16 protein-coding genes and 1 pseudogene are annotated in these 20473 nt (G+C 49.3%); 11 read left to right on the top strand and 6 right to left on the bottom strand.

What is annotated here, in order from left to right:
- Window positions 1–113: 113 nt before the first annotated feature.
- Together H6G00_RS04665 and H6G00_RS04660 are read right to left on the bottom strand one after the other, a co-directional pair.
- Window positions 114–2603: a hypothetical protein gene (locus H6G00_RS04665; protein ID WP_190795831.1), complete on the bottom strand. Its 2490-nt coding sequence runs from the start codon at window positions 2601–2603 to the stop codon at window positions 114–116.
- Between the two features lie 567 nt (window positions 2604–3170).
- Window positions 3171–3401 (bottom strand): hypothetical protein, encoded by a 231-nt coding sequence (locus H6G00_RS04660; RefSeq protein WP_190795830.1) that lies wholly within the window; start codon window positions 3399–3401, stop codon window positions 3171–3173.
- A gap of 286 nt (window positions 3402–3687) precedes the next feature.
- Between H6G00_RS04660 and H6G00_RS04655 the strand changes: the two genes are divergently transcribed.
- The 7 genes from H6G00_RS04655 (at window position 3688) to H6G00_RS04630 (ending at window position 9385) form a co-directional block, all read left to right on the top strand.
- Complete coding sequence (locus H6G00_RS04655) at window positions 3688–3879, top strand: hypothetical protein (RefSeq protein ID WP_190795829.1); 192 nt, start codon at window positions 3688–3690, stop codon at window positions 3877–3879.
- 200 nt (window positions 3880–4079) lie between these two features.
- Window positions 4080–5294, top strand: coding sequence for a tetratricopeptide repeat protein (locus H6G00_RS04650; RefSeq protein ID WP_190795828.1), 1215 nt, complete (start codon window positions 4080–4082; stop codon window positions 5292–5294).
- Between the two features lie 199 nt (window positions 5295–5493).
- On the top strand, window positions 5494–6372 hold the full coding sequence (locus H6G00_RS04645) for a DUF2382 domain-containing protein (RefSeq protein ID WP_190795827.1): 879 nt from the start codon (window positions 5494–5496) through the stop codon (window positions 6370–6372).
- A gap of 80 nt (window positions 6373–6452) precedes the next feature.
- Window positions 6453–7214, top strand: coding sequence for a DUF2382 domain-containing protein (locus H6G00_RS04640; protein WP_190795826.1), 762 nt, complete (start codon window positions 6453–6455; stop codon window positions 7212–7214).
- On the top strand, window positions 7187–7924 hold the full coding sequence (locus tag H6G00_RS35195; RefSeq protein WP_347278150.1) for an Rpn family recombination-promoting nuclease/putative transposase: 738 nt from the start codon (window positions 7187–7189) through the stop codon (window positions 7922–7924). The genes H6G00_RS04640 and H6G00_RS35195 overlap by 28 nt, the downstream gene beginning before the upstream one ends.
- Window positions 7908–8219, top strand: coding sequence for a DUF4351 domain-containing protein (locus tag H6G00_RS35190; RefSeq protein ID WP_242042132.1), 312 nt, complete (start codon window positions 7908–7910; stop codon window positions 8217–8219). Before H6G00_RS35195 ends, H6G00_RS35190 begins: the two co-directional genes overlap by 17 nt.
- A 59-nt stretch (window positions 8220–8278) precedes the next feature.
- Window positions 8279–9385: a RuBisCO accumulation factor 1 gene (locus H6G00_RS04630; protein WP_190795825.1), complete on the top strand. Its 1107-nt coding sequence runs from the start codon at window positions 8279–8281 to the stop codon at window positions 9383–9385.
- Between the two features lie 156 nt (window positions 9386–9541).
- Here H6G00_RS04630 and H6G00_RS04625 read toward each other — a convergent pair whose 3' ends face one another.
- Window positions 9542–11257 carry a glycosyltransferase family 39 protein gene (locus tag H6G00_RS04625; RefSeq protein WP_190795824.1) on the bottom strand — a complete coding sequence of 572 codons (1716 nt, stop codon included), beginning with the start codon at window positions 11255–11257 and terminating at the stop codon, window positions 9542–9544.
- Window positions 11258–11420: 163 nt separating this feature from the next.
- Window positions 11421–11600, bottom strand: a pseudogene (locus tag H6G00_RS36545) (type II toxin-antitoxin system mRNA interferase toxin, RelE/StbE family); the annotation flags it as partial.
- Window positions 11601–11786: 186 nt separating this feature from the next.
- Between H6G00_RS36545 and H6G00_RS04615 the strand changes: the two are divergent.
- Window positions 11787–14168 (top strand): ATP-dependent helicase, encoded by a 2382-nt coding sequence (locus H6G00_RS04615; RefSeq protein WP_190795823.1) that lies wholly within the window; start codon window positions 11787–11789, stop codon window positions 14166–14168.
- Between the two features lie 502 nt (window positions 14169–14670).
- On the opposite strand, the gene H6G00_RS04610 is transcribed toward H6G00_RS04615, so the two are convergent.
- Window positions 14671–15378 carry a microbial rhodopsin family protein gene (locus tag H6G00_RS04610; RefSeq protein ID WP_190795822.1) on the bottom strand — a complete coding sequence of 236 codons (708 nt, stop codon included), beginning with the start codon at window positions 15376–15378 and terminating at the stop codon, window positions 14671–14673.
- Between the two features lie 236 nt (window positions 15379–15614).
- On the opposite strand from H6G00_RS04610, the gene H6G00_RS04605 reads away from it, so the two are divergent.
- Window positions 15615–16523: a LysR family transcriptional regulator gene (locus H6G00_RS04605; RefSeq protein ID WP_190795821.1), complete on the top strand. Its 909-nt coding sequence runs from the start codon at window positions 15615–15617 to the stop codon at window positions 16521–16523.
- A gap of 183 nt (window positions 16524–16706) precedes the next feature.
- Here the strand turns inward: H6G00_RS04605 and H6G00_RS04600 are convergent, their stop codons facing one another.
- The gene (locus tag H6G00_RS04600) at window positions 16707–18434 is read right to left on the bottom strand and encodes a diflavin flavoprotein (RefSeq protein ID WP_190795820.1); all 1728 of its coding nucleotides are present in this window, start codon (window positions 18432–18434) and stop codon (window positions 16707–16709) included.
- A gap of 211 nt (window positions 18435–18645) precedes the next feature.
- Here H6G00_RS04600 and H6G00_RS04595 point away from each other — a divergent pair, with 211 nt between their 5' ends.
- Together H6G00_RS04595 and H6G00_RS04590 are read left to right on the top strand one after the other, a co-directional pair.
- The gene (locus tag H6G00_RS04595) at window positions 18646–19245 is read left to right on the top strand and encodes a molybdenum cofactor guanylyltransferase (RefSeq protein ID WP_190795819.1); all 600 of its coding nucleotides are present in this window, start codon (window positions 18646–18648) and stop codon (window positions 19243–19245) included.
- Between the two features lie 116 nt (window positions 19246–19361).
- On the top strand, window positions 19362–20405 hold the full coding sequence (locus H6G00_RS04590) for an agmatinase family protein (protein ID WP_190795818.1): 1044 nt from the start codon (window positions 19362–19364) through the stop codon (window positions 20403–20405).
- The last annotated feature ends 68 nt before the right edge of the window (window positions 20406–20473 follow it).

The raw sequence follows: 20473 nt of genomic DNA, 5'->3' as shown, positions 1-20473 counted from the left end.
TAGTTGTCGATGAACGTGACTGTACTAACGGCTTGGCGGGGTGTAACCATTGCCCTATCTAACTTTGGAGAAACTCACTCTTATTTTACTCCGCCTAGAGTGATGAAAGAGGGTTACTGAAGGTGAGAAATTTGACGAAGAGCCGCAGCTTGCTGAGCAGGTTGCTTTAGTCTATTGGCAACTTGTGTTGCCAGGTCGTAATGCCGCAGTCCGATCGCATCATTCAGCATTTGCCAATGCATTTCCTCTTGTTCAATGGGGTCGGCAATCGCATCAGCCAGTTCAAGTCCCCTCTCTAGCACTTCACTCGCCCGTTCTGATTGCCCATAATTGGCATAGCCCCAAGCAATCAACGCCCAGTTGTAAGCTTTTAAGTTAGGCGCTTGCAGCATGGTATTGAGTTGAGATGCAAAATCGTACTGCCAAAGGCTGCTTCCAGACCAAGAAGGCGCATACTGGTTGCGGATCAGGTCGTTCAAAAGATTATTGCGCTGATTTCTGTCGGGGATGCTGTCAGCCGCTTGCACAATTGCAGCAATAACTTCAGCTTGAGGTTGGGGGTTGGTGGCTGCATATTTTGCTCCAATCTCAACCAGAATTGTGGTTTTCACAATGGGATCAGAAATCCGGTTAACCAGTTCCAAGGAGAGCGTCGGTGAAGTGGATGAAGCAACTGCGATCGCCAACTGCCCAATCAGTCCGTCTTGTTGACTTTCATCTAATGTTTGAATGGTTTGTAGGGCGGTGTTGATCAGTTCTCTAGTTGCCTGTTGCTCCGTTGCGGCGTAGGCTTCGGCGATCGCATTCCATAGCCCAAGTTTTTGCTGAGTGTCTGCAATGCTTTCACTCAGTTGCAAGGCTTCTGTCAAAGTCTCGCGAACCCGATCTTCCTGACCTGCTGCACCATACGTCTTGGCAATTTGACTTAATTCCCGAACTCGTAAAGCTGTATTTTCAATAGTTGCAGCCGTAGAAACAGCCGCACTTAATGTCTCAACTGCCTGACGGTCCTGTTCTAGGTCTGCATAAGCGGCAGCGATCGCAGTTAACGCCGAAGTTCTTAATCCTGCAATACTGCTGTAGTAGCCGCTGGTTGCGTAATTATAGGTTTGGACGGATTGCAAGGCTAAATCAACCGTTGCGATCGCTTGCTCCGTTTCGCCTAGACGAGCATAATCGGTGGCAATATCAAGTAGCAAACTAGAATTCGGCGTGTTGTAAACCGTGTTGCGGTCGATCGCAACAGGAATTGAATCAATCGTTTTAGCAACTTCCAGCGCTTCCGCCAAAACTGCGACGGTAGACTCAGGCTGATTTGTTTTCGTATAGTGTTGAGCAATTAATCGCAGCGCTCTCGTCTGATTGACAGGGCCGCCATAGGTTCGAGCAACCCGCAACGCGAAACCATCTTGCTCGATAGCAAGCGATCGCTCGACTATTTGATTAAAGATCTCAACTTTTGGATCTGGAATATCTGCAAACGGCTGCAACTCGCCATCTTGAACTGTTTGAGCAATCTCAAATGCACGCTCATACTCCCCATTGTTCAGGTAAGCCCGGGCAAGGCTGATTTTAGAATCAGCTTGGTCGTACTCATTCTCCGCACTATTGGCAACTTGCAAAGCCCGATCAAACGCCCCAACCTGAGCAAAGTTATATACCCATTGTGAATAAAGCTGTATCTGGGCATTGGCTTGAGCCAACTCATAAGCTTGAGAAATAAGCTCAACGGCTTGCTGTGACTCACCAATGCCTGCATAAGCAAACGCAATCTCGGTAAAAGCCTGAATTTTAGAGCTAACGTCTGTAAGCTGTTGGGCAATCTGACGCGCCTGGTCGTACTGCCCATTGCGGATAGCCATTTGCGCCAGCGTATATTGAGCGGTCGATCGCTCATTGTTCTCTTGGGGAATCGTGTTGGTAAATGCAAGTCCTTCGTCGTAGCGATTAGCCCGAGCGTAGGCTCTGACAACAGTATGTTGAGCTGACACTTTTTGATAGGTATCATCCACGATGCTATTTGTAAGGGCGATCGCCTGGTCAAAGCGTTCCTGACTGGCTAACTCATTAATCACCCCAGTTAAAACCTGATACTTTGAATCCGCCGACTCGATGCTTTGGGCAAACTGGACTGCCTGCTCAACTTGCCCAGCACCTAGATAGGCTTGGGCGATCGCCCTCTCCGCTTCTGTTCTGAGGGGAATGCAGCAATATTCAGGGGCATAGGTTTCGTAGCCCATTGTGGAAGTGATGGCGATCGCCAAATCAGCATTGCCTAGCTTTGCCTGCTCTGCCACAATCCTGACTAAAAGCTGATCTTGCGTCACTGGGTCTGTGACGCTTCTGGCTGCTTGCTCAGCTTCGAGCAACACGCCGATCGCCTGTTCACGCAGCCCCGTTGCTGCATACCGCTGTCCCGTCTCGATTAGTTGCCAGGACCGATCAACCGCAATACCTGAATCGTTTGCAGAATCACTCATCACCTGAGCGATCGATGCATCTTGCAATGCCTCTCCTAAAGCCTGCTGGGTCGCAGACGCAGTTTCGACGCAAGAAAGTACTCCGACTAAACCGATAGCTAGCGGCAAAACCAACCGTTTCACTGAAAGAACTCCTGACAAAGCGAGGTAGGATGAAGCAAGATTAATGTAAGGCTTAAACCTAGGTAAAAAGAGACTTCACATCTCTCCAACCCTTCGCCTTACAAAGCCAATGCAACTATGTAGTACCTGCTACATAATTTCTCACAGCTCGTCCTTATTTATCGCACACCAAGAATTTAGGTGCTCAACATCCTCACCAGTTCCTAGAGTGTCATAGACTTTGACGGACTCCTGATTTCTTTGTGACCGTGTCCATACAAGCTAAAACCAGAGAAGGGAAGCAAAACTCTTTGCTTCCCTTCTCTGGTTTTAACCCACAGCAATTTTCACTTGTATGAAACACACAGCCATTTCTAAATGGGTGAGCTATAGCGTAGGGGCGGTTCGCGAACCGCCCCTACAAAGGTTTGTGATTTATACAAGTAGAAATTGCTGTAAGTCCCTCAAAGGCAAACACCAGTTCACCTCTACTCAGGGTTAACTCCCCTGAAAAACGCATGACTGATACTAAACCTTTGTAAAGCTGATTCGCACAAAAGGCTTGGGCTGTGTCTAGAACCCTTCCAATTATTTACTGTTGATGGGTTTATCCAACTTGACTCCAGGTGCGTCTGCAGGAGAGCTTTCTGTCGGCATATCGCTTGCATCCGTAGGATTGTCTTCCTCTGTTTCACCTGTAATCTTGCTAGGGTCAGTCACAACTTCAGCAGGGGATTGATCCACTTCCGGATCTTCACCTACGTTTTGATCTTCGTATTCCTCACGAGTCACTTTTGTTTCTTTAACTTTCTCATTCATGGGCACCATCCTCATCCAACATCTAAGATTTTTTGTCTATCCCTTCAATTTCAGTAGAACGGGCTGAAATTGGCATCTGTCTAAGTACAGGATATTTATCCGAAGTTCTTAACCCAAAAAGTTTTTAATCTGATATATCCGTGGCTATCAAGCGATCGCTCCATTGGAGTTCTAGCAAACTTAAATTCTTCTTCACAAACTATTACAGCAACTTGATAAGAATTTGGCGGGAAAAAGTTTTGCTGCATGAAAACGGGGTTAGCAGTCTTTCATTTGCCCCATTGCCATGTCTAAGGATCAAAGAAACGCTGGAAATCCTGTGGAATCAGTTGCCTTTAACTTAGGAGGTGTCGCGGCCGCGATCGGCGGGGTCTTAACTCTAGCAGTGTTGCTTAATGTCTACAGTGAAATGACAAACACTGGAAATAACGAGGCTCAACAAAACTCACAGCCAACAGCCGGAGAAGTATCTGAATAAGCTGAGGTAGAGGCTTCAATATCCAGTGTAGAAAGCGTTTGTCTTCCTACTCGGCAATTATTACAACTATAGGCTGATCTCCAGATTGGCAATGTCCCCCTCTAGCCAAGTGTAAGGCTTTGCTTGGGTTGTTAAATTTGGCCATAAGGCTTTAACAAACCAGGCTTTATGCCGCTTTAAGTAAACGGGGGATAAATCAGATGACAGATAGCGATCGCATTATGGCTCAGCACAACGAAGCTGCTGAACCCAGTGTTGACTTACCAATTGACCACCCAACATCTGTTGGAATCGGGGCTGTGAGCGGCGGTTTAGCTGGAGCAGTCCTTGGCAACATGGTAGCTGGAAGATTAGGCGCAGCCATTGGTGCCGTAGTAGGTGGAGTTGCTGGAGCCGCAATCAGCAATGAGAAAGGGGAAGAAATTAGCCACGCTGTAGACAACGCAGTAGAAACAGCAAAAGAGAAGGCTCAGGAAATTAAGCCTTCCGTGATGGGTGCCTTAGACCAAGCAAAAAGCAAAGCCAGCACCATCAACCCGAGTGCAGCCAAAGCTATTAACACCCTCAAAACTAAAGTTGATGACGCAACTTCTAGTGCTGACAGCAACCCTAGCTCTAGCAATGCAGACTTTAATGCACAAAATTTTACTCCGCAGCAAAGTCTCTCTGCACCCGAAATAGATTCTCCGGCATATACATCTGGATACACTGCTGAGACTGCTTACACATCCAGCAGCCTTGGTAGTACCTACATTGACGATCAAACGGTGATGCAAGAGGCTGATATTGCACCCACCTCAACTGCAGACGACATCTACTCAGCAGGCAATCTTGATGCAACTTCAGCCTACGTTGAAGATACATCTTATGTTGATGACTCAGCTTTGATGAGTAGTGCTGCTGACACCATGAACGTCTCTTCAGGCTACGCAGATAGCTCTACGGGCTATTACACTGAGAGCTCATCAGGATATATTGCGGATGATGTTTATTCACCGGAGCCCATTAACTCTGGCTCAGCTTACATCGAAGACCAGTCCCCAAACTATGAATCCATGTCCTCAACAGGATATGCAACTGAATCCATGTCCTCGCCAGGATATGCATCCGATACAGCCTATTCATCAACCGACACAGATTCTAGTTTAATATCGGCCGAGGAACAATATGACCTGGGAATTGCATTAGGTAAACAGGGTGATTTGGCAGGGGCGATCGCCGCCTTCCAGTCTGTCGTTGCACAAGACCCCAACTATGCAGAAGCACACTACAACTTAGGTGTTGTTTTGTGTAAGTACGGTCTGACAGAGCAAGGTATTACTCACATCGAGCAATCGAGAATAATCTGTCAATCCGAAGGACGCACAAGAGAGGCAGAAAACATTGATCGCATCCTGCAAAACTTGGCTATTTAATAACGAGTAGCTTGAGCAACAAGAGAGATGAATTGGGGCATTTCATAAAACGCCCCAACTGCCAAACATACCTGTATTCAACACAACCGCCATTCCTCACAACAACTTGGCTAGTCACAAACAACTCAGCCAACAGATGGATGAGGTGAACTACAGGCTTTTTTAACTTTGACTTAGAACTGAACAAGGAGACGAAAATATGGCACTCCATAAGATTAAAGATTTTGATCCCAATTATCGAGACTCATTTAACAAGCAAGATATTCTAGATTTTGATCTCTACAGCGGCAGTGAAAAAGTTGGTTCCATAGACAATTTGCTAGTAGATGATGAGGGACGATTTCGTTATCTTGTGATCAATACTGGCTTTTGGGTTGCTGGCAAGAAAGTACTGTTGCCCGTCGGTCGTACTCGGATTGCTTTCAATGAGAATCGAGTTTATGCAGACAACCTCACTCGGGCTCAGGTTGAGAATCTCCCAGAATACAACGAGTCTGACTTAGTCGATTCTGACTATGAGGAGAACGTCAGAAACGTTTACCGTCCAACGGCTTCTACAACGGGTACAGCCGTTAGTTCAGCCGATGTGGCAGCTTCAGGCTATGACCGTAATAGTTATAGCTATCAACAAGATGCGGCACTTTATAACCTGGATGAGCAAAACCATAAAGAACTCAGGCTTTATGAAGAGCGTCTGGTTGCTGATAAAACTCGTCAAAAAGTAGGAGAGGTTGCCGTTAGCAAGCGAGTTGAAACTGAAGTTGCGACGGCAACAGTTCCTATTGAGAAAGAGCGTGTCATCATTCAAGGAACAGTTCCAACTGACGCAGGAACCGTAGTAACACCTGGAGAAGATGCTTTCCGAGAAGGTGAGGTTGCCAGGGTAGAAGTTTACGAAGAAACTCCTGATGTACACAAAGAAGCTGTAGTACGGGAAGAAGTGAATCTCAGGAAAGAAGTAAATCGGGAAACTGTTGATGCGGAAGAGCAAATTCGTCGAGAAAAACTGGACGTAACTACGACAGGACATCCAAATGTGGATAAAAGACTTGACCCGCTATCTGATGAACGTCTCTAGAGACAACTCTAGCAAGCTTCGAACCTGAACTAATGCAGGTGGAACCAGGAGTGGTTCCACCTGACACCCTGGAGAACAATATGGTACTTTCAAGACTTGATAACTTTGATCCTCGCTATCGTGAAGCTTTTGGCAATCATGATATTCACCAGTTTGTCGTTTGCACTGACCGAGATGAGTTAGTTGGCAGAGTCATTGATGGGTTGGCGGACGAAGCAGGACATCTTCGTTATCTAGTCGTTGAGTTAGATTCTGCGATCGCCCCCAAGCAGGTTCTTTTACCAATAGAGCGATTTCGGGTCGACTCAAATGCGGGCAAGCTATATCTTAATGGACTCAGTTCTGCTCAAGTTGCCAGTTTGCCAGCCTACGATCCTGCTTACGGTAACAAAACTAACAGCTTCGTCACACCTGAACCAAATGGGCAAGGCGGAGCAACAGAAACAGTTCGCCTCCTAGAAGAGCAATTGACCGTCAATCGTGAAAAACGCAAGCTCGGTGAAGTCATTGTTCGTAAAGAAATCGAGACTCGAATTGTTGAAGTTCCTGTTCGACGCGAAAAGCTAATTGTTGAGCAAGTTGGCACAGAAGCCAAACAGCTTGCCTCAATTGATCTGGGTGAAACACACGATAGCGTGGAGATTAGGGAAGCTGCCCACGCGAGTGTGCCATCTGTACTCAGCGGTGAGTTTACTTCGGTGAGAGCAGCTAGCCAGTTTTTGCAGGCGATCGCCGACCAATCTCACTCTGGGTGCGAGAAAGTACAGATCACCTTGCTCCTTAGCGATCCTAAGCTTCAGCACGAATATCAACAGTGGCTAGAGCGTTATGCAGCTTTGTAGCGGTTGCTGTAGCTGTGGCGATACAAGATAAGATTTGGCAAGAGGCAGAGCTAAGCTCTGCCTCTTGCTTTTGCCGTCGCAAGTTACCAGTCGTTTTGACGAAACGAAGAATTCAGCTAACCCTTCAGAAAACAGTCACGCGTCGTGACTCAATCTTCTACAAACTATTTCAGCAATCCCCAACACTCCTATTTGAACTTTTGACTAATCCTCCTGCCAACGCAGCGCAGTATCGCTTTGATTCGGTCGCAATCAAAGAACCAAAGTTTGAAATCGATGGCATATTTCTACCTCCCGAAGAGGAAGGGAATGGAGTTATCTATTTTTGTGAGGTGCAGTTTCAGAAAGATGAGCAGCTTTACGAAAGGGTATTCGCCGAATCTCTGCTGTACTGTTACCGCAACCGCGCCCGATTTAGCGACTGGCAAACTGTAATTATTTATCCTTCGCGTCGAGTTGAACAAAGAGAGAATTACCCTTATCGATCATTGCTGAATGGCGATCAGGTGCATCGGGTGTATCTAGACGAGTTGGGAGACATTCAACAACTTCCTCTCTGGGTAGCACTGATGGTGTTGACCACGGTAGATGAAGAGCAGGCTCCAGAGACAGCTCGATATTTATTAGATAGAACTTGGCAGGAAGTACCCTCGTCTAACCAGACAGCCCATAATAGAAATAATCACAACGATCATGGTGTACCGTTTTGAACGCTTGAGTCGTGGGGAGGTAGAGGCAATGCTGGATATCAGCCTGAAGGAGACAAGAGTTTATCGAGAAATTAAAGAAGAAGGACGTGAAGAAGGACGTGAAGAGGGACGTGAAGAAGCAACTATCAACCTGATAGTTCGACTGTTGACTAAACGATTTGGGTCACTTCCCCAAGAGGTTCGTTCCACTATTTCTGATTTGCCGCTCCCCGTTTTAGAAGAGTTGAGTGAAGCGCTGCTAGATTTTAGCGAGTTGGCTGATTTGCAAGCTTGGTTTGCAGCGCGATCGCTTTGACCTAGAATCGCGGTACATTTGCTGTGTGGTTCCAATAGACCAGAGCACCGTCGTTTGTTATGACCGAATCATCTGAGTCCAATCCTGAACAAGTCAATTCTGAGCAGCCTGATGCTGCGTCGGGCGATCGCCAGATCGAAGACTTAATCCTTCTTCTGCGCCGCAAGCAGGAAAATTGGGTTGCCTGGGGGCAAGCCTGTCAGCAGCTTCAAAAGGCTGGCTATAGCCCTCAGCAAATTTTTGAGGAAACCGGATTTGAGCCAGTTCACCAGAATCAAATTACCGTTGCCTCACAGGTTTACAGCTCAATTGTGAGCAGCGGAGTGTCAGAGCAGGTGCGATCGCGGTTTGAGCGCACAGGCAGCGATACGCTTTACGAATTTCGCATCTTGACTCAGCCAGAACGAGCAGCAGCAGCAGAACTGGTCGTTGAAAAAGGCATCGACTCTGAAGGTGCTCGTGAGGTAGCCAAAGCGCTCAAAGACTTTTCACGACTCGCGACTCCACCTGAAGAATTTTCGGAATATCCCAGTGATGCAGTGGCGCTGCACTACTGGCGACTAGCACGGCAGCAGTCAGACTTGCAGTTGCGATCGCGCCTGATTGCTCTGGCATTGCGGTTTGCTCAGAGTGAGTCAGCCCGCCAACAAGCCGAGAAACTGTTGACCGATTTCACTGTTACTCGTAAGCGTCCTGCACCCCGTCTGCCGCTTTATCGGCTCGACTCAGAAGAAGAACTGGCAAGGGTTTTACCCGTTGCAGGTAAGCTTCCCCTAACGACGGCTGACCTGCAAGCCGTCCCACTGATCGAGGAAGAGGCTCCGTTTGGGCTGGTGCGTTTTTCAGGAACAGGAGCGTGGGTGCCCGTTCCGGGATGGCAGGTGGTGCTGGGGGCAGAAGACCCGGTAGTGCTGCTAGCAGATACTGACCAGTTTCCTGAACCGCTGGAAGGAAAGCGCGAACAGGTCTTAGTCGTGATCGATCGTGCCCAGCGACAGTGGAATCCAGACAACTTTTTCATCATCGACCAGGCTGGGCAGTTGCAGATTCAGTGGTTTGAGGAAACACCAGAAGTGCCACTGTTGGGGCGGGTGATTGTAATTGTTCGTCCGAAAAAGATTTTGGATGAGGACTTCACTAAAGATCCGTGGCAGGTGGATGAGTAAGTGCTGTCCCTTCTTGAAGAATTTTGAGAAGGGGCAAGTGTCCGTGTAAGCCAGTAGCCAGTAGGTTGGGTGAAGCAAAGCGGAACCCAACAACATCTATATAAGCGTTGGGTTTCACGCTGTTTCACCCAACCTACACCTGCTTAAACATCTTCCTTACCGACATCGATAAAACTGGTAGGGGAATCCAATTCTCCCAAACTCCTCAGGGTCAAGGGTGCAGAAGACTCTAGAGGGGCGATCGCCCTCTCCAGCATGAGTAATCTGGAGCCTCGGGGGATAATCCCTGGTTTTCATTCCCGGTGCAGCAATCACCCACAGGTTGAGCGGCAACGGAAAATCAGGAGTGACCCGCGAAAGTTGCCTCCATGCCTGCTCAAATCCATCCGTGCGATCGATAAAAGCAAAGCCCAAAGATTCATCGGGGCGATCGGGGAAGTATTCGCTCAGTTCCAGCCCAAAGCTTAGCCCCAGGGCAATTTCCTGAATTGAGGTATAGCTGCCCACCAGCATCAGCGGTGTTTCTGGGTCAACATACATATCTCTGGCAATGCGGCTGGGGTAGTAGGCTTTGTGAAATGCCAGGTTATTCACAACAAGCACACTGCTGAGGATGCCGACCAGTAAGAAAGGCAGAACGACTTTGCGAACAGGCAGATGCACCAGCGCCACGCCCAGCAGCGCACAAACGCCTGGGTAATAGACAAAGTTGTAGCGAGGCACAACGGTAATGTCTTTGTTGAGAATATAGACGATCGCAAAGAACTGAACCAAAACGCTGAGGACAAAACCTGTCAGCAACAACAGCGATGGGCGAATCTCAAGCCGACTCCAGGCTTTTCTCAAGCCTCGGCTCACTTGCCACACCAGCCACGCCCCAAAAATCAGCATCAGTGTGGCTGAGAGAATCACAATGTACTCTTGCTGGTCTTCGACCGGGAGGGTAATCACCATCACGACCCATCCGGCGATCGCCTGATAAATCGGCGCAATTCGGCTTTCCCAATCGATTTCCCGAGAACTGAGCCAGGTAGTTTCAGGACGACTGATGTGCCCTAGCAGGACGGTGAGCCAGGGCAAGTAGCTTAAAGTAATGCCCGAGATCGCCAACCCCAATGCCATCCAGCCGCGAGGCGCAATGCTGCGCCGCTGCCATAGCATCCAGCCGCCCAGCGCCATGACTTGAGCCACCAGCACCAGGGCAAAAAAGTAGTGGATGTAGAGCCCTAACGAATTCACCGCCACCCAGCCCAGCCACACCGCCGGGCGCAACCGCCGACCGGGATGCAGGTCTTGCTGCATTTGCACCAGTCCTACCAGCGCTAACGAAATTAGCAACATCGGCAGGGTATATTGGCGAGCTTCTTGAGACAAGTAGACAGCGAAGGGAGAAACCGCCATTACGGCTGCTGCCATCAGCCCTGCCCTCTTAGAGAAAGCAACTCGACTCAGCCAGTAAATGGAGGCGATCGCCCCCACTCCCATCGAGGCAGAGAGCGATCGCAATGCCCAAATCCAGTTCTCCGAATTGGGGTTGAGCCAGCTAATCCAGCGGTAGAGCAAACAGAAGAACAGCGGCGGATGAACTGATTCTGTGGACACCGTTTGGGCAATTTGAGCGCAGCTCACCCCTGGATTGAGCGTAAAAATCTGCTTGAGCTGCGACACTGAAAACGCCACACCCAGCGGCAAATCGGCTTGCCTGTGACCAAGGCTAAAGATTGCCGTGATGATTTCATCCAACCACAGTGGTTTCGCGTCAAGCTGCCAAAATCGTAAAACTGCTCCCAGCAGCAGCACTGCTGCCAGCCCGACGTAATGCCAGTTGCAGCGCTGGCTTAACTGCTGAATCTGAAACCGCAATCCTTTCATGCCAGGACATCAAAACCTTACGCCAGTTTAATCATACGTGTATCAGCCTATTTGCGTTGGCATGACGGGCAGCAGCAAATAACGCATGGGGTAGGGGCGCGGCATTCGGCAAATCCATTGCGCCATTCACCGTTGATTTCTGACCGAATGCCACGCCCGGTTCGGATTCAATATTTTGCTCAATTGAGAAAACGATACGACAGTCATAGCCGCAAGAACAAGACTGAAGACTATCAAGTTTGCTACTTAGTTTATGAGTACCCAAGCTCGAATCAAATACGTCTGCTTCCATCTGCTAAAGAGTGTCTTCGATCCGTTACTGAAGCTCAGTATTGCGCTTCACAAATTTGCGGAATGTTCGCTTAAATTTTGACGTTAGAACTCAAGCCCTCATGCCTCTGCTTAGAGCAAGCGATCGCCGACACACAGTAGCAGTGCTGTGGATCGCTTAGAAAGATGTGCCCTCAACCTCAACCCTCAATCCCCCGAATATGATGAAGATCAGACGCACTAACGGCATAACAGCAGCATGGTGACTTCAGCAAATCCGCAAAACCCCACTCCTACCTGGGAAGAAACGCTGCAACAGCTTCGATCGCGCCTGCGTCCAGGGCAACAGCGAATGGCAGATTGGCAGAGCGGGGCGCTAGCGGTGTCAGCCGTGCCAGGTTCGGGTAAATCAACTGGGATGGCGATCGCCTCCGCCATTCTTCTCGCCAAACGCTATCGGGGAATGCAACCGACTGCACCAGCTGACAATTCTAATAGCGGACAACTGGTTGTTGTGACCTTTACTCGCTCTGCGGTCGCCAACCTTAAAGCCAAAATTCGTCAATATTTGCGAGAGCTTTCACTCACACCAAGCGGATTTGTTGTCTATACCCTGCATGGACTGGCGCTAAACATCGCTACTCGTTATCCCGATCTGTCTGGGCTGAGCCTTGACCGCGTGACATTAGTGTTGCCCAATCAGAGCAATCGCTTGGTTCGTACCTGTGTCGAGCAGTGGATTAGCTCTAACCCTCAGCTTTATCAGCGGTTGCTAGAGGGGCGGCAGTTTGACGGTGAAGAAACCGAACGGCTCAGGCGACAGTCGGTATTGCGAACAGAAGTGTTGCCTGAGCTTGCACTTACCGTCATTCATGAGGCAAAGAGTTCGGGACTGTTGCCTGCCGATTTGCGGCAGTTAAGTCAGGAAGTGATGCACCAGGATATAGATGAGGTTAACTATGATGTGCTGGCGATCGCTGCTGGACTTTATGAACGCTATCAGTTACTTCTCAAAAATCGCGGACTGATTGACTACGACGACATGATTTTGGCAGCGCTGCGAGTGCTAGAAGACGACAATGCCCGTCAGCTTTGGCAACAGCAGGTGTTTGCTGTATTCGAAGACGAAGCGCAAGACTCGTCTCCGCTGCAAACTCGTCTCTTAGAAATCCTTGCGTCTGACCCCGATGGCAATCGACCAGCCAATTTGGTGCGCGTGGGTGACCCGAACCAGGCGATTAACTCTACCTTTACTCCGGCTGACCCTGTGTTCTTCCGGCAGTTTTGCGAAACCTGTGAAGCTCAGGGCAGATTGGCAGAGATGGATCAGGCAGGACGCAGCGCCGCCATCATTATGGATGCGGCAAACTTCATGCTCGATTGGGTCAATCGTCGATATGGCAGAGGGAGTAGCGGCGACTCAGATGGAGAGGGGGCGATCGCTTCTTTCAAAAATCCATTCCGCTCTCAGGCAATTCATCCTGTTGAGGCAGACGATCCTCAGGTAGACGCAAACCCTGCTCCCGTTGGACGGGGGCTAGAAATCGTCATACCAGAAGATGTATTTGAGACGGTCGATCAAATTGGGCAACGAGTCGCAGAACTTTTTGCTCAGCATCCCGATGGACGCACGGCGGTTCTGGTGCGGGAAAACCGGCAGGGGCGATTTGTCGCGGATCTGCTGCAAAACCCAGAACAGCACGGGCTAAAGGTGAATCTGAAGGAATTGGGAATCGAAGTCTACGACGTGGGACAACGCGATCGCCAGTCTCACATTCCCGCTGAGATCCTGGCACTGATGCAGTTTCTCGATCGCCCCCATTCGCCCGACAACCTCAAAGCTGCCCTCAAAGTTTTGGTCGATCGCAAGCTGATTCCTACTCAGGATCTCAACCTGTTGACCAGTCTGCCCGAACAGTTCCTTTACCCCGGACCGCTCGACCCGCTTCAGCCCGACCCCGTCCTTCAGGCACAGCGCTACTGCACCGGACTGCTACGGGCGCGGCTAGAGTTGCCCCAATATCAACTAATTCCCTTCCTGGCGCTCACGTTGAAGTACGAGCAAACCGAACTGGCGACCGCCGACAAACTGAGCGAGCAGATTTCCCAACGCATAGCTACCAATCCTGGACTTTCCCCTATTGATGTATTGATTGAAATCGTTAACTCCGAGCGATTTGAACCCGTTGAAATTGGCGATAGTGAAGAGCGCTACACTCGCAAAGGTCAACTCACCATCATCACCATGCACAAAGCCAAAGGATTGGACTGGGACTTTGTGTTTATCCCCTTCCTGCATGAGCAGTTGATCCCTGGCAGCCTGAGAGTTCCGCCCCAGGCACAGTTTATTGGCGACTTTAGTTTGCCAGAGGTCGCCAGAGCGCAAATTCGCGCCCGTGTGCATGAAGAATATCCAATGCCCGGACTCGCCGCCGCTTGGGAACGCGCCGAATACCTGAAAGTCGCCGAAGAATTTCGCCTGCTCTATGTAGCGATGACTAGAGCCAAACGCCTGCTGTGGATGTCCGCCGCTCAAAAAGCTCCCTTCACCTGGAGCAAACCCGACAACCTGGAAGATAAAACGCCCTGTCCAGTCTTGACGGCCCTAGGCAAAAAGTTTCCGCAAGCGATCAGCTATTGATCGTTAAGAGCTAATAGTTCCCATTTTTGAGGCACTTTTGCACTGAATGAGACGAAACCTCTTCCCAGCACGTTGAAAAGGGATTTCGGCGTGGCAAAACCTCTTTCCGGCACGACAAAACCCTTTTCCAGGACGGCAGAACCTCTTTCCGAGATCCCAGAATCTCTTTCCGAGATCCCAAGACACTGTTCTGAGATCCCAGAACCCTTTTCCGGGAGCTCAAAGTACTTTTCCGAGATGACAGTGTCTTAATTTGGATAATTGAGCGGAGCGATCGCCCCTATAAGATCCCTTCGCCGTTGCAGGCTTTACACATTTGACGAATGATTTTCGAGGGGGCACGGCAATGCCGTGCCCCTACCACAGGCAATAGGCAGTTTTTGTCAGCGTCTTTGCGTTTGTCTGATGACGTTGTGGCTAAACCTGGTTCTATGAGTGTTTTATCTACTAGAAGTTTCCCTATCCGAAAGTGCTGTGAATTAGGTGGAAAGGGCGATCGCTTCTATCGAGCAGACAGCTCTGTCTGTAACACCTTTTCAACTTCACCCGCCCGTTCTAATTGTCCTAATGTATTGAGTGAAAGGATACCAAAACCAACCTTTGCCACCAAATCTAGTAGGGTATAGGACATGGTTTCTAACCCTTGAGTCAAAACATCAAAACCACTTGCTGCAAGCAACCACACAATTGGGTATCCAGTCCACAACACCAGATGAACCGTGAGCAGTTTGCGGAATGCTTTTTTGCTTCTAGGATGCTGTTGCTCCGCTTCTAAGCGATAGGGTGACACCAGTAGATAAAAAACAGCTACAAAGGCACCACAACTCACTAAATACCAGATGTAATTGATCGGATCGGGTGAGAGGGCAGCAACCAATCCGGTTGCAATCATGAGTGCATTAGCTCCCAACAAACTTCCGGCAATCGGTAAACTGGTTCGACCTAAAAATGTGAGATCAAGCAACAAAAGTGGCGTTGATAGGAACCAGGTGACATAGCGAACCCAAAAAGTAGGACGACCATGTATCACGTTAAACCCTTGCCCCAATGCCATTGCTAGATAAAGCACACTGGCGATGAGACAAATGAAAAAATTGAGCGTGTATAGAATTTTCCAACGTTCTGTTCGGGCGTTATGCGCTCCAAAGCCAAAGAAAACGGCTCCGACTGCCATGCCCGTTACGCCTATCCAAAGCCAAGTCTGAACCATATAAGCTTGCCAAAATATAATTACTAGCAATTAAAGTGATTAAGTTTCTTTAACTGCTGACCTTGATCAGTGTGTCAGCGTCTTGGGAGGAGTGCCATAATTCTGAGGGAAGATTTCTTGAGTAGGATTTGCATCCTGGAAATCTACCTTGAGTAATGTCAATTTGGCAGCTTCAGCTTTTGAGAACAAATGATAGATCTCGCTTAGGCTTAGTAAGCAAGGGCTGAGGTTGCATCATGAAAGAGAGTCATCAAAGACAGATGAAGCTGTCTCAGCTCAGGATCTTAGTTGCCGTTGCCGATCGCGAAAACTTTAGCGAAGCGGCCCTGCAACTGGAAATGTCTCAGTCCGCAGTGAGTCACGCGATCGCCACCCTAGAAGAACACTTGGGCGTGGTGCTATTTTTGCGCGGGCGGCACGGGGCTCGCCTCACTTCCGTCGGACAGCGAATTGCCGAACATGCCCGTGAAATTGTGCATCGGTCCGAGGAAATTACTAAAGAAGCAGAACTGGCAAAAGGGCTAGAAGGCGGGCAAGTGAGAATTGCTTCCTTTCGCAGCGTCGCCACTCACATCTTGCCGCTGGTGATTACCCAATTTCACCAACGCTTTCCGGCGATCGCCGTCAGCCTCACCGAGCACGACGATTACCCCCGCGTCGAGCAAGCCCTGCGCGAAGGAAGAGCCGACATCGGCTTTACCTTTTTACCCGCTAGCGAAGACATGGAAACCTGCGAAGTCTTACGCGACGAATTTGTGGCCCTGTTTCCTCCTACCTTTCAAGCTCAGGCAGAGCAGCTAAGCTGGGCAGAATTGTCCACATTTCCGCTGATCATGCCCCCCGTGGATAACGTGATGATGCAGATGGTATATGCTCACGCTAAACAATTTGACTGTTTCTTAAAAGTCACCTACGAAGTAGAAACCGACGCCACCATCGTCAACCTGGTCGCTCAAGGATTAGGAGCAACCGTTTTGCCCCGCTTAGCAGCAGAACCCATCCCAACCGGAATTCAGGTTTACAGCTTACCCGTTCCCCTGATGCGAATCATTGGTGTAGCCGTCTTATCCAATGAGCTACACACCCCGGCCGTCTTTGCCTTTCTCGACATCTTAAAGCGGCAAAAGCCTAAACCTTGCACATAAATCGCTTCTTGAGTTGTAGTCACGCAGCAAATTTAAAGCGTTGGGTTCCACGTTGCTCCACCCAACCTACGGTTCTACAGTTCTACCATCCGTAATTTAGTAGGTTGGGTGAAGCGCAGCGGAACCCAACGCCTCCAGCTTGATGTACCACGACGAAACTACTTGAAAACCGCCCAAAGCACCTTAGTAGTAGTTCCCAAGCTTGCGATGGTGAACCGCAGTCAAGGCATCGGCTTTAGAAACTCGTCCGACGTTAGCTGTGCTGTAAACAACCCAGTGGTCACTCTGCTCCATGCGGCTGGTGACTTCACATTCTAGATAGGCGAGGGCATCTGCCAGAATGGGAGAGCCGTTTTCGGCGGAATAGGTTTTGACTCCAGCAAAGCGATCGGCTCCAGGAGCAAATCGCTTGAGGAAGTGTTTCATCAAGCCAGCGTGGTTGCCTTCTTCTAAGACGTTGAGAACGAAGCGATCGCCTACCTGCATCAAAGATTCGATTGCTCGATCTTTAGCAACAGCAATGGTGAAGCCCAGTGGCTTAAAGCTAGCTTGCATTACCCAGGACGCTAGCATTGCACCCATCAGATCGCCTTTCTGAGCCGTAATGATGTAAAGTCCGCTGCTGATTCGTCCCAGTGCTTTTTCTAGATCTGCGTCAATCGATTTGATTTGTTGGACGGTGCGATCGCGAGTCAGCGCTTGCCCCAGGTCAACTCCCGCCTCTTCACAAAGCTGATAAAGTGACTCACCTGGAACATCTTTTACCCGAATTGCTGGAAATGCCTCAACCAAGCCCAGGTTCCGAAAGCGGTTGAGCAGTGGGTCAACAGGTTCGTCATCGCCTCCGTAAGATTCAAATAGCCCGACTGCCTGCTTTGCTTTAGCGGCAGCCAGAACGGTGCTGAGCGCAGCTTGGATTGAGGTCGCAATTTCACCGGAGGCAGGCGGCATACTAATCACCAATCCAGCAGCATGGCTAACCATTTCCTGTAGCTCTTGCGGATCGGCAGACTTCAGATCCATCATTTCGACCGCAACTCCGGCTTTAGTAATGCCCTTAGCAATCGACTGAGAGAGGCGATCGCTATATCCATAATCGGATACGTAAAACACCGCCACCGTTTTGTCAGACTTCGCCTGCTCTTTGCTCCACTGGCGGTAGCGCCCCGTCCATTCCGCCACGTTGTGTTGCAGTAGTGGCCCGTGTCCTGTGGCAATGATGTTAACGGCTTCAAGCTGATCCATCCGCTTTAGCGCCGACAGCACCGAGCGGGCATTAGGACCCATAAGGCAGTCATAGTAATAGCGAAAGTCGTCTTCAATTTCCGATAGCTCCTCATCAAAGGTGCGATCGTCGCAGTAGTGCATTCCAAACGCATCGCAGGTGAAGAGAACTTGCGTTTTGTGGTCGTAGGTAAAAATGGTGTCAGGCCAGTGCAGGTTGGGCGCAATCACAAACTCTAGTTCATGCCCATTGCCCAAGTCGAGGCGATCGCCATTCTTCACAATCCGCTGCTTGAAGGGCTGATGCACCAGATTTTCAAGGAACTGAATCGCCACCTTTGAGCCAACCACCGTCACGTCGGGTGCAAGCGCAAGAATGTCGGGCACCAAGCCGCTGTGGTCGGGTTCCGTGTGGCTAATGATCAGGTAATTAATTTCGGCTGGATTAATTGTTTCTTTCAGCAAATCCAGGTAAAGCTGCCGAAACTTGGCGTGGGAGGTGTCTACCAGGGCAATTTGCTCACCCCGAATCAAGAACGAGTTGTAGGTCGTGCCGTTTTTTAAGCCAAACTCGATGTCAAAGCGATCGCGATCCCAGTCAAGCGATCGCATTGTCAATGTTTCTGGCGCAATTTCAGCCGTTTGCATCGTTAGCCTACGCTGCGTGCGATCGGTTAGTACGACCATGAGCGGTTTCCTCCCCGCGATGCGAAAAAATACCTACCCTTCTATCTTCTCTTAAGTTTCGGGATCAAGCAGCCCGATTCCTTTTGGAAAAGTTATCAGTCTGTTAGGCAGACTGAAATAATGTGAATATGCTCCGCTCAAACCTGAGTGTATTCCAACATGGAAACGCTGCGAGTCAAAGTCAAACCCAACTCCAGGATGAATATAAACGATGGTTAGTTTAGCGGCGATCGCCCTGGCAGGTGGACAAAGTTCTCGCATGGGTCAAGACAAAGCACTGCTTGAACTGGACGGCATTCCGCTGATTCAAAGAACGTATCAAATTGCTCAACAGTATGCTAACCCTGTTTATGTCGTAACTCCGTGGATAGAACGATATCGCGAAGTTCTTCCAGCAAACTGTCAGTTTATTCAAGAAACCTGGAAACCCGAAGAAGCCAAACCACACGGACCGTTGGTCGGTTTTGCCCAAGCCTTGACGTATGTAGAAACCGAGTGGGTTCTGCTACTAGCCTGCGATTTACCCTATCTAAAACTTGAAATTCTACAGAATTGGATAGCGGAATTGGAGAATGTATCTGTGGAAGCAATCGCCCTTCTCCCTAAAAATCCCCAAGGCTGGTGGGAACCCCTCTGCGGCTTTTATCGCAGCAATTGTTTACCCGAATTGACAAGCTTTGTAGAAAGTGGGGGGCGATCATTTCAAAAGTGGTTAACTCACCAATCCGTTCAGGAACTCACTTTGGATAATGTACAAATGTTGTTTAACTGTAATACGCCGGAGGAATGGGCGATCGCAAAAAGTGAGTAATCTCGGCTGATGAAGGGAACGGCGATCGTACATCACGTTTACCGTCCTAAATCAGAAGTATTAGAGAGAATGGAATAAGTTCTTAGATTTAGCTCATTAGAAACTCCAACCTGTCCATGATTACTAAAGAAGAAATCCTACAAAACTACGATCCTAGTAGCATCGGCGTTGATAACGGTAATTTGTTGGGATTACCCTTCGATTACGACTCAGCCAGCATCATCGTGTTTGGCGTTCCCTGGGAAGTTACTGTTTCTTATGGCGCAGGCACGGCCGCTGGGCCGCAGGCTGTCTTGAATGCATCTCGGCAACTGGATTTGTTTGACTTTGACAGTCCGGATGGCTGGAAGCAAGGCATCTTTATGGCTGAGATTCCTCAGTCAATTCAGCAAAAAAGTGATGCATTGCGGCAGGATGCAACCCGGATTATTCAGCACATGGAGCAGGGCGAGCAGGTTGAGGACAGTCCAGAACTAGTTGAACTGCTAAAAACTATTAACCAGGAGAGCGAAGCTGTTAACCAATGGTTGTTTGAACAGTCACAAACGGCCATGAGTCAAGGCAAACGAGTTGCGGTGATTGGTGGCGATCACAGTGTGCCGTTGGGAAATTTGAGGGCGATCGCCCACCACCACCCCAATTTCGGCATCTTGCACATCGATGCTCATGCTGACCTACGCGAAGCATATGAGGGGTTTGAATTTTCCCACGCTTCGATCATGTTTAACGCGCTCAAGCTGCCACAACTTTCCAAACTAGTGCAGGTTGGCATTCGCGATCTATCTCACGACGAAGTGAAGTTAATCCAACAGTCAAATGGTCGAGTGTCTGCTTACTACGATCCGATGCTGAAGCAAAAGCTGTATGGCGGCATTTCCTGGTTAGAGCTTTGCAAACAGATCGTGGCAGAGCTTCCCCAGCAGGTTTACATCAGCTTTGATGTGGATGGCTTAGATCCAAAACTCTGCCCCACCACAGGAACTCCTGTCCCCGGTGGGCTAGAACTGGAACAAACGTTTTGCCTATTCCGAGAGGTCGTTCATAGCGGACGGCAGATTATTGGCTTTGATGTGGTCGAGGTTGGCAATGCTGAGTGGGACGGCAATGTGGGAGCCAGAATCGTTTATAAGCTCTGCAATTTGATGAGCCTCTGCAACTAATCTCTCCAAAAGAACCCGCAGTATATAGCAATCCTAAAAGAGTTGTGAGCGCATCCCCAGGGGATGCG

It is taken from the genome of Leptolyngbya sp. FACHB-541 (genome assembly GCF_014695875.1).
Taxonomy (GTDB): domain Bacteria; phylum Cyanobacteriota; class Cyanobacteriia; order Elainellales; family Elainellaceae; genus JAAUTN01.
This window is presented reverse-complemented; position numbering and strand designations above follow the sequence as displayed.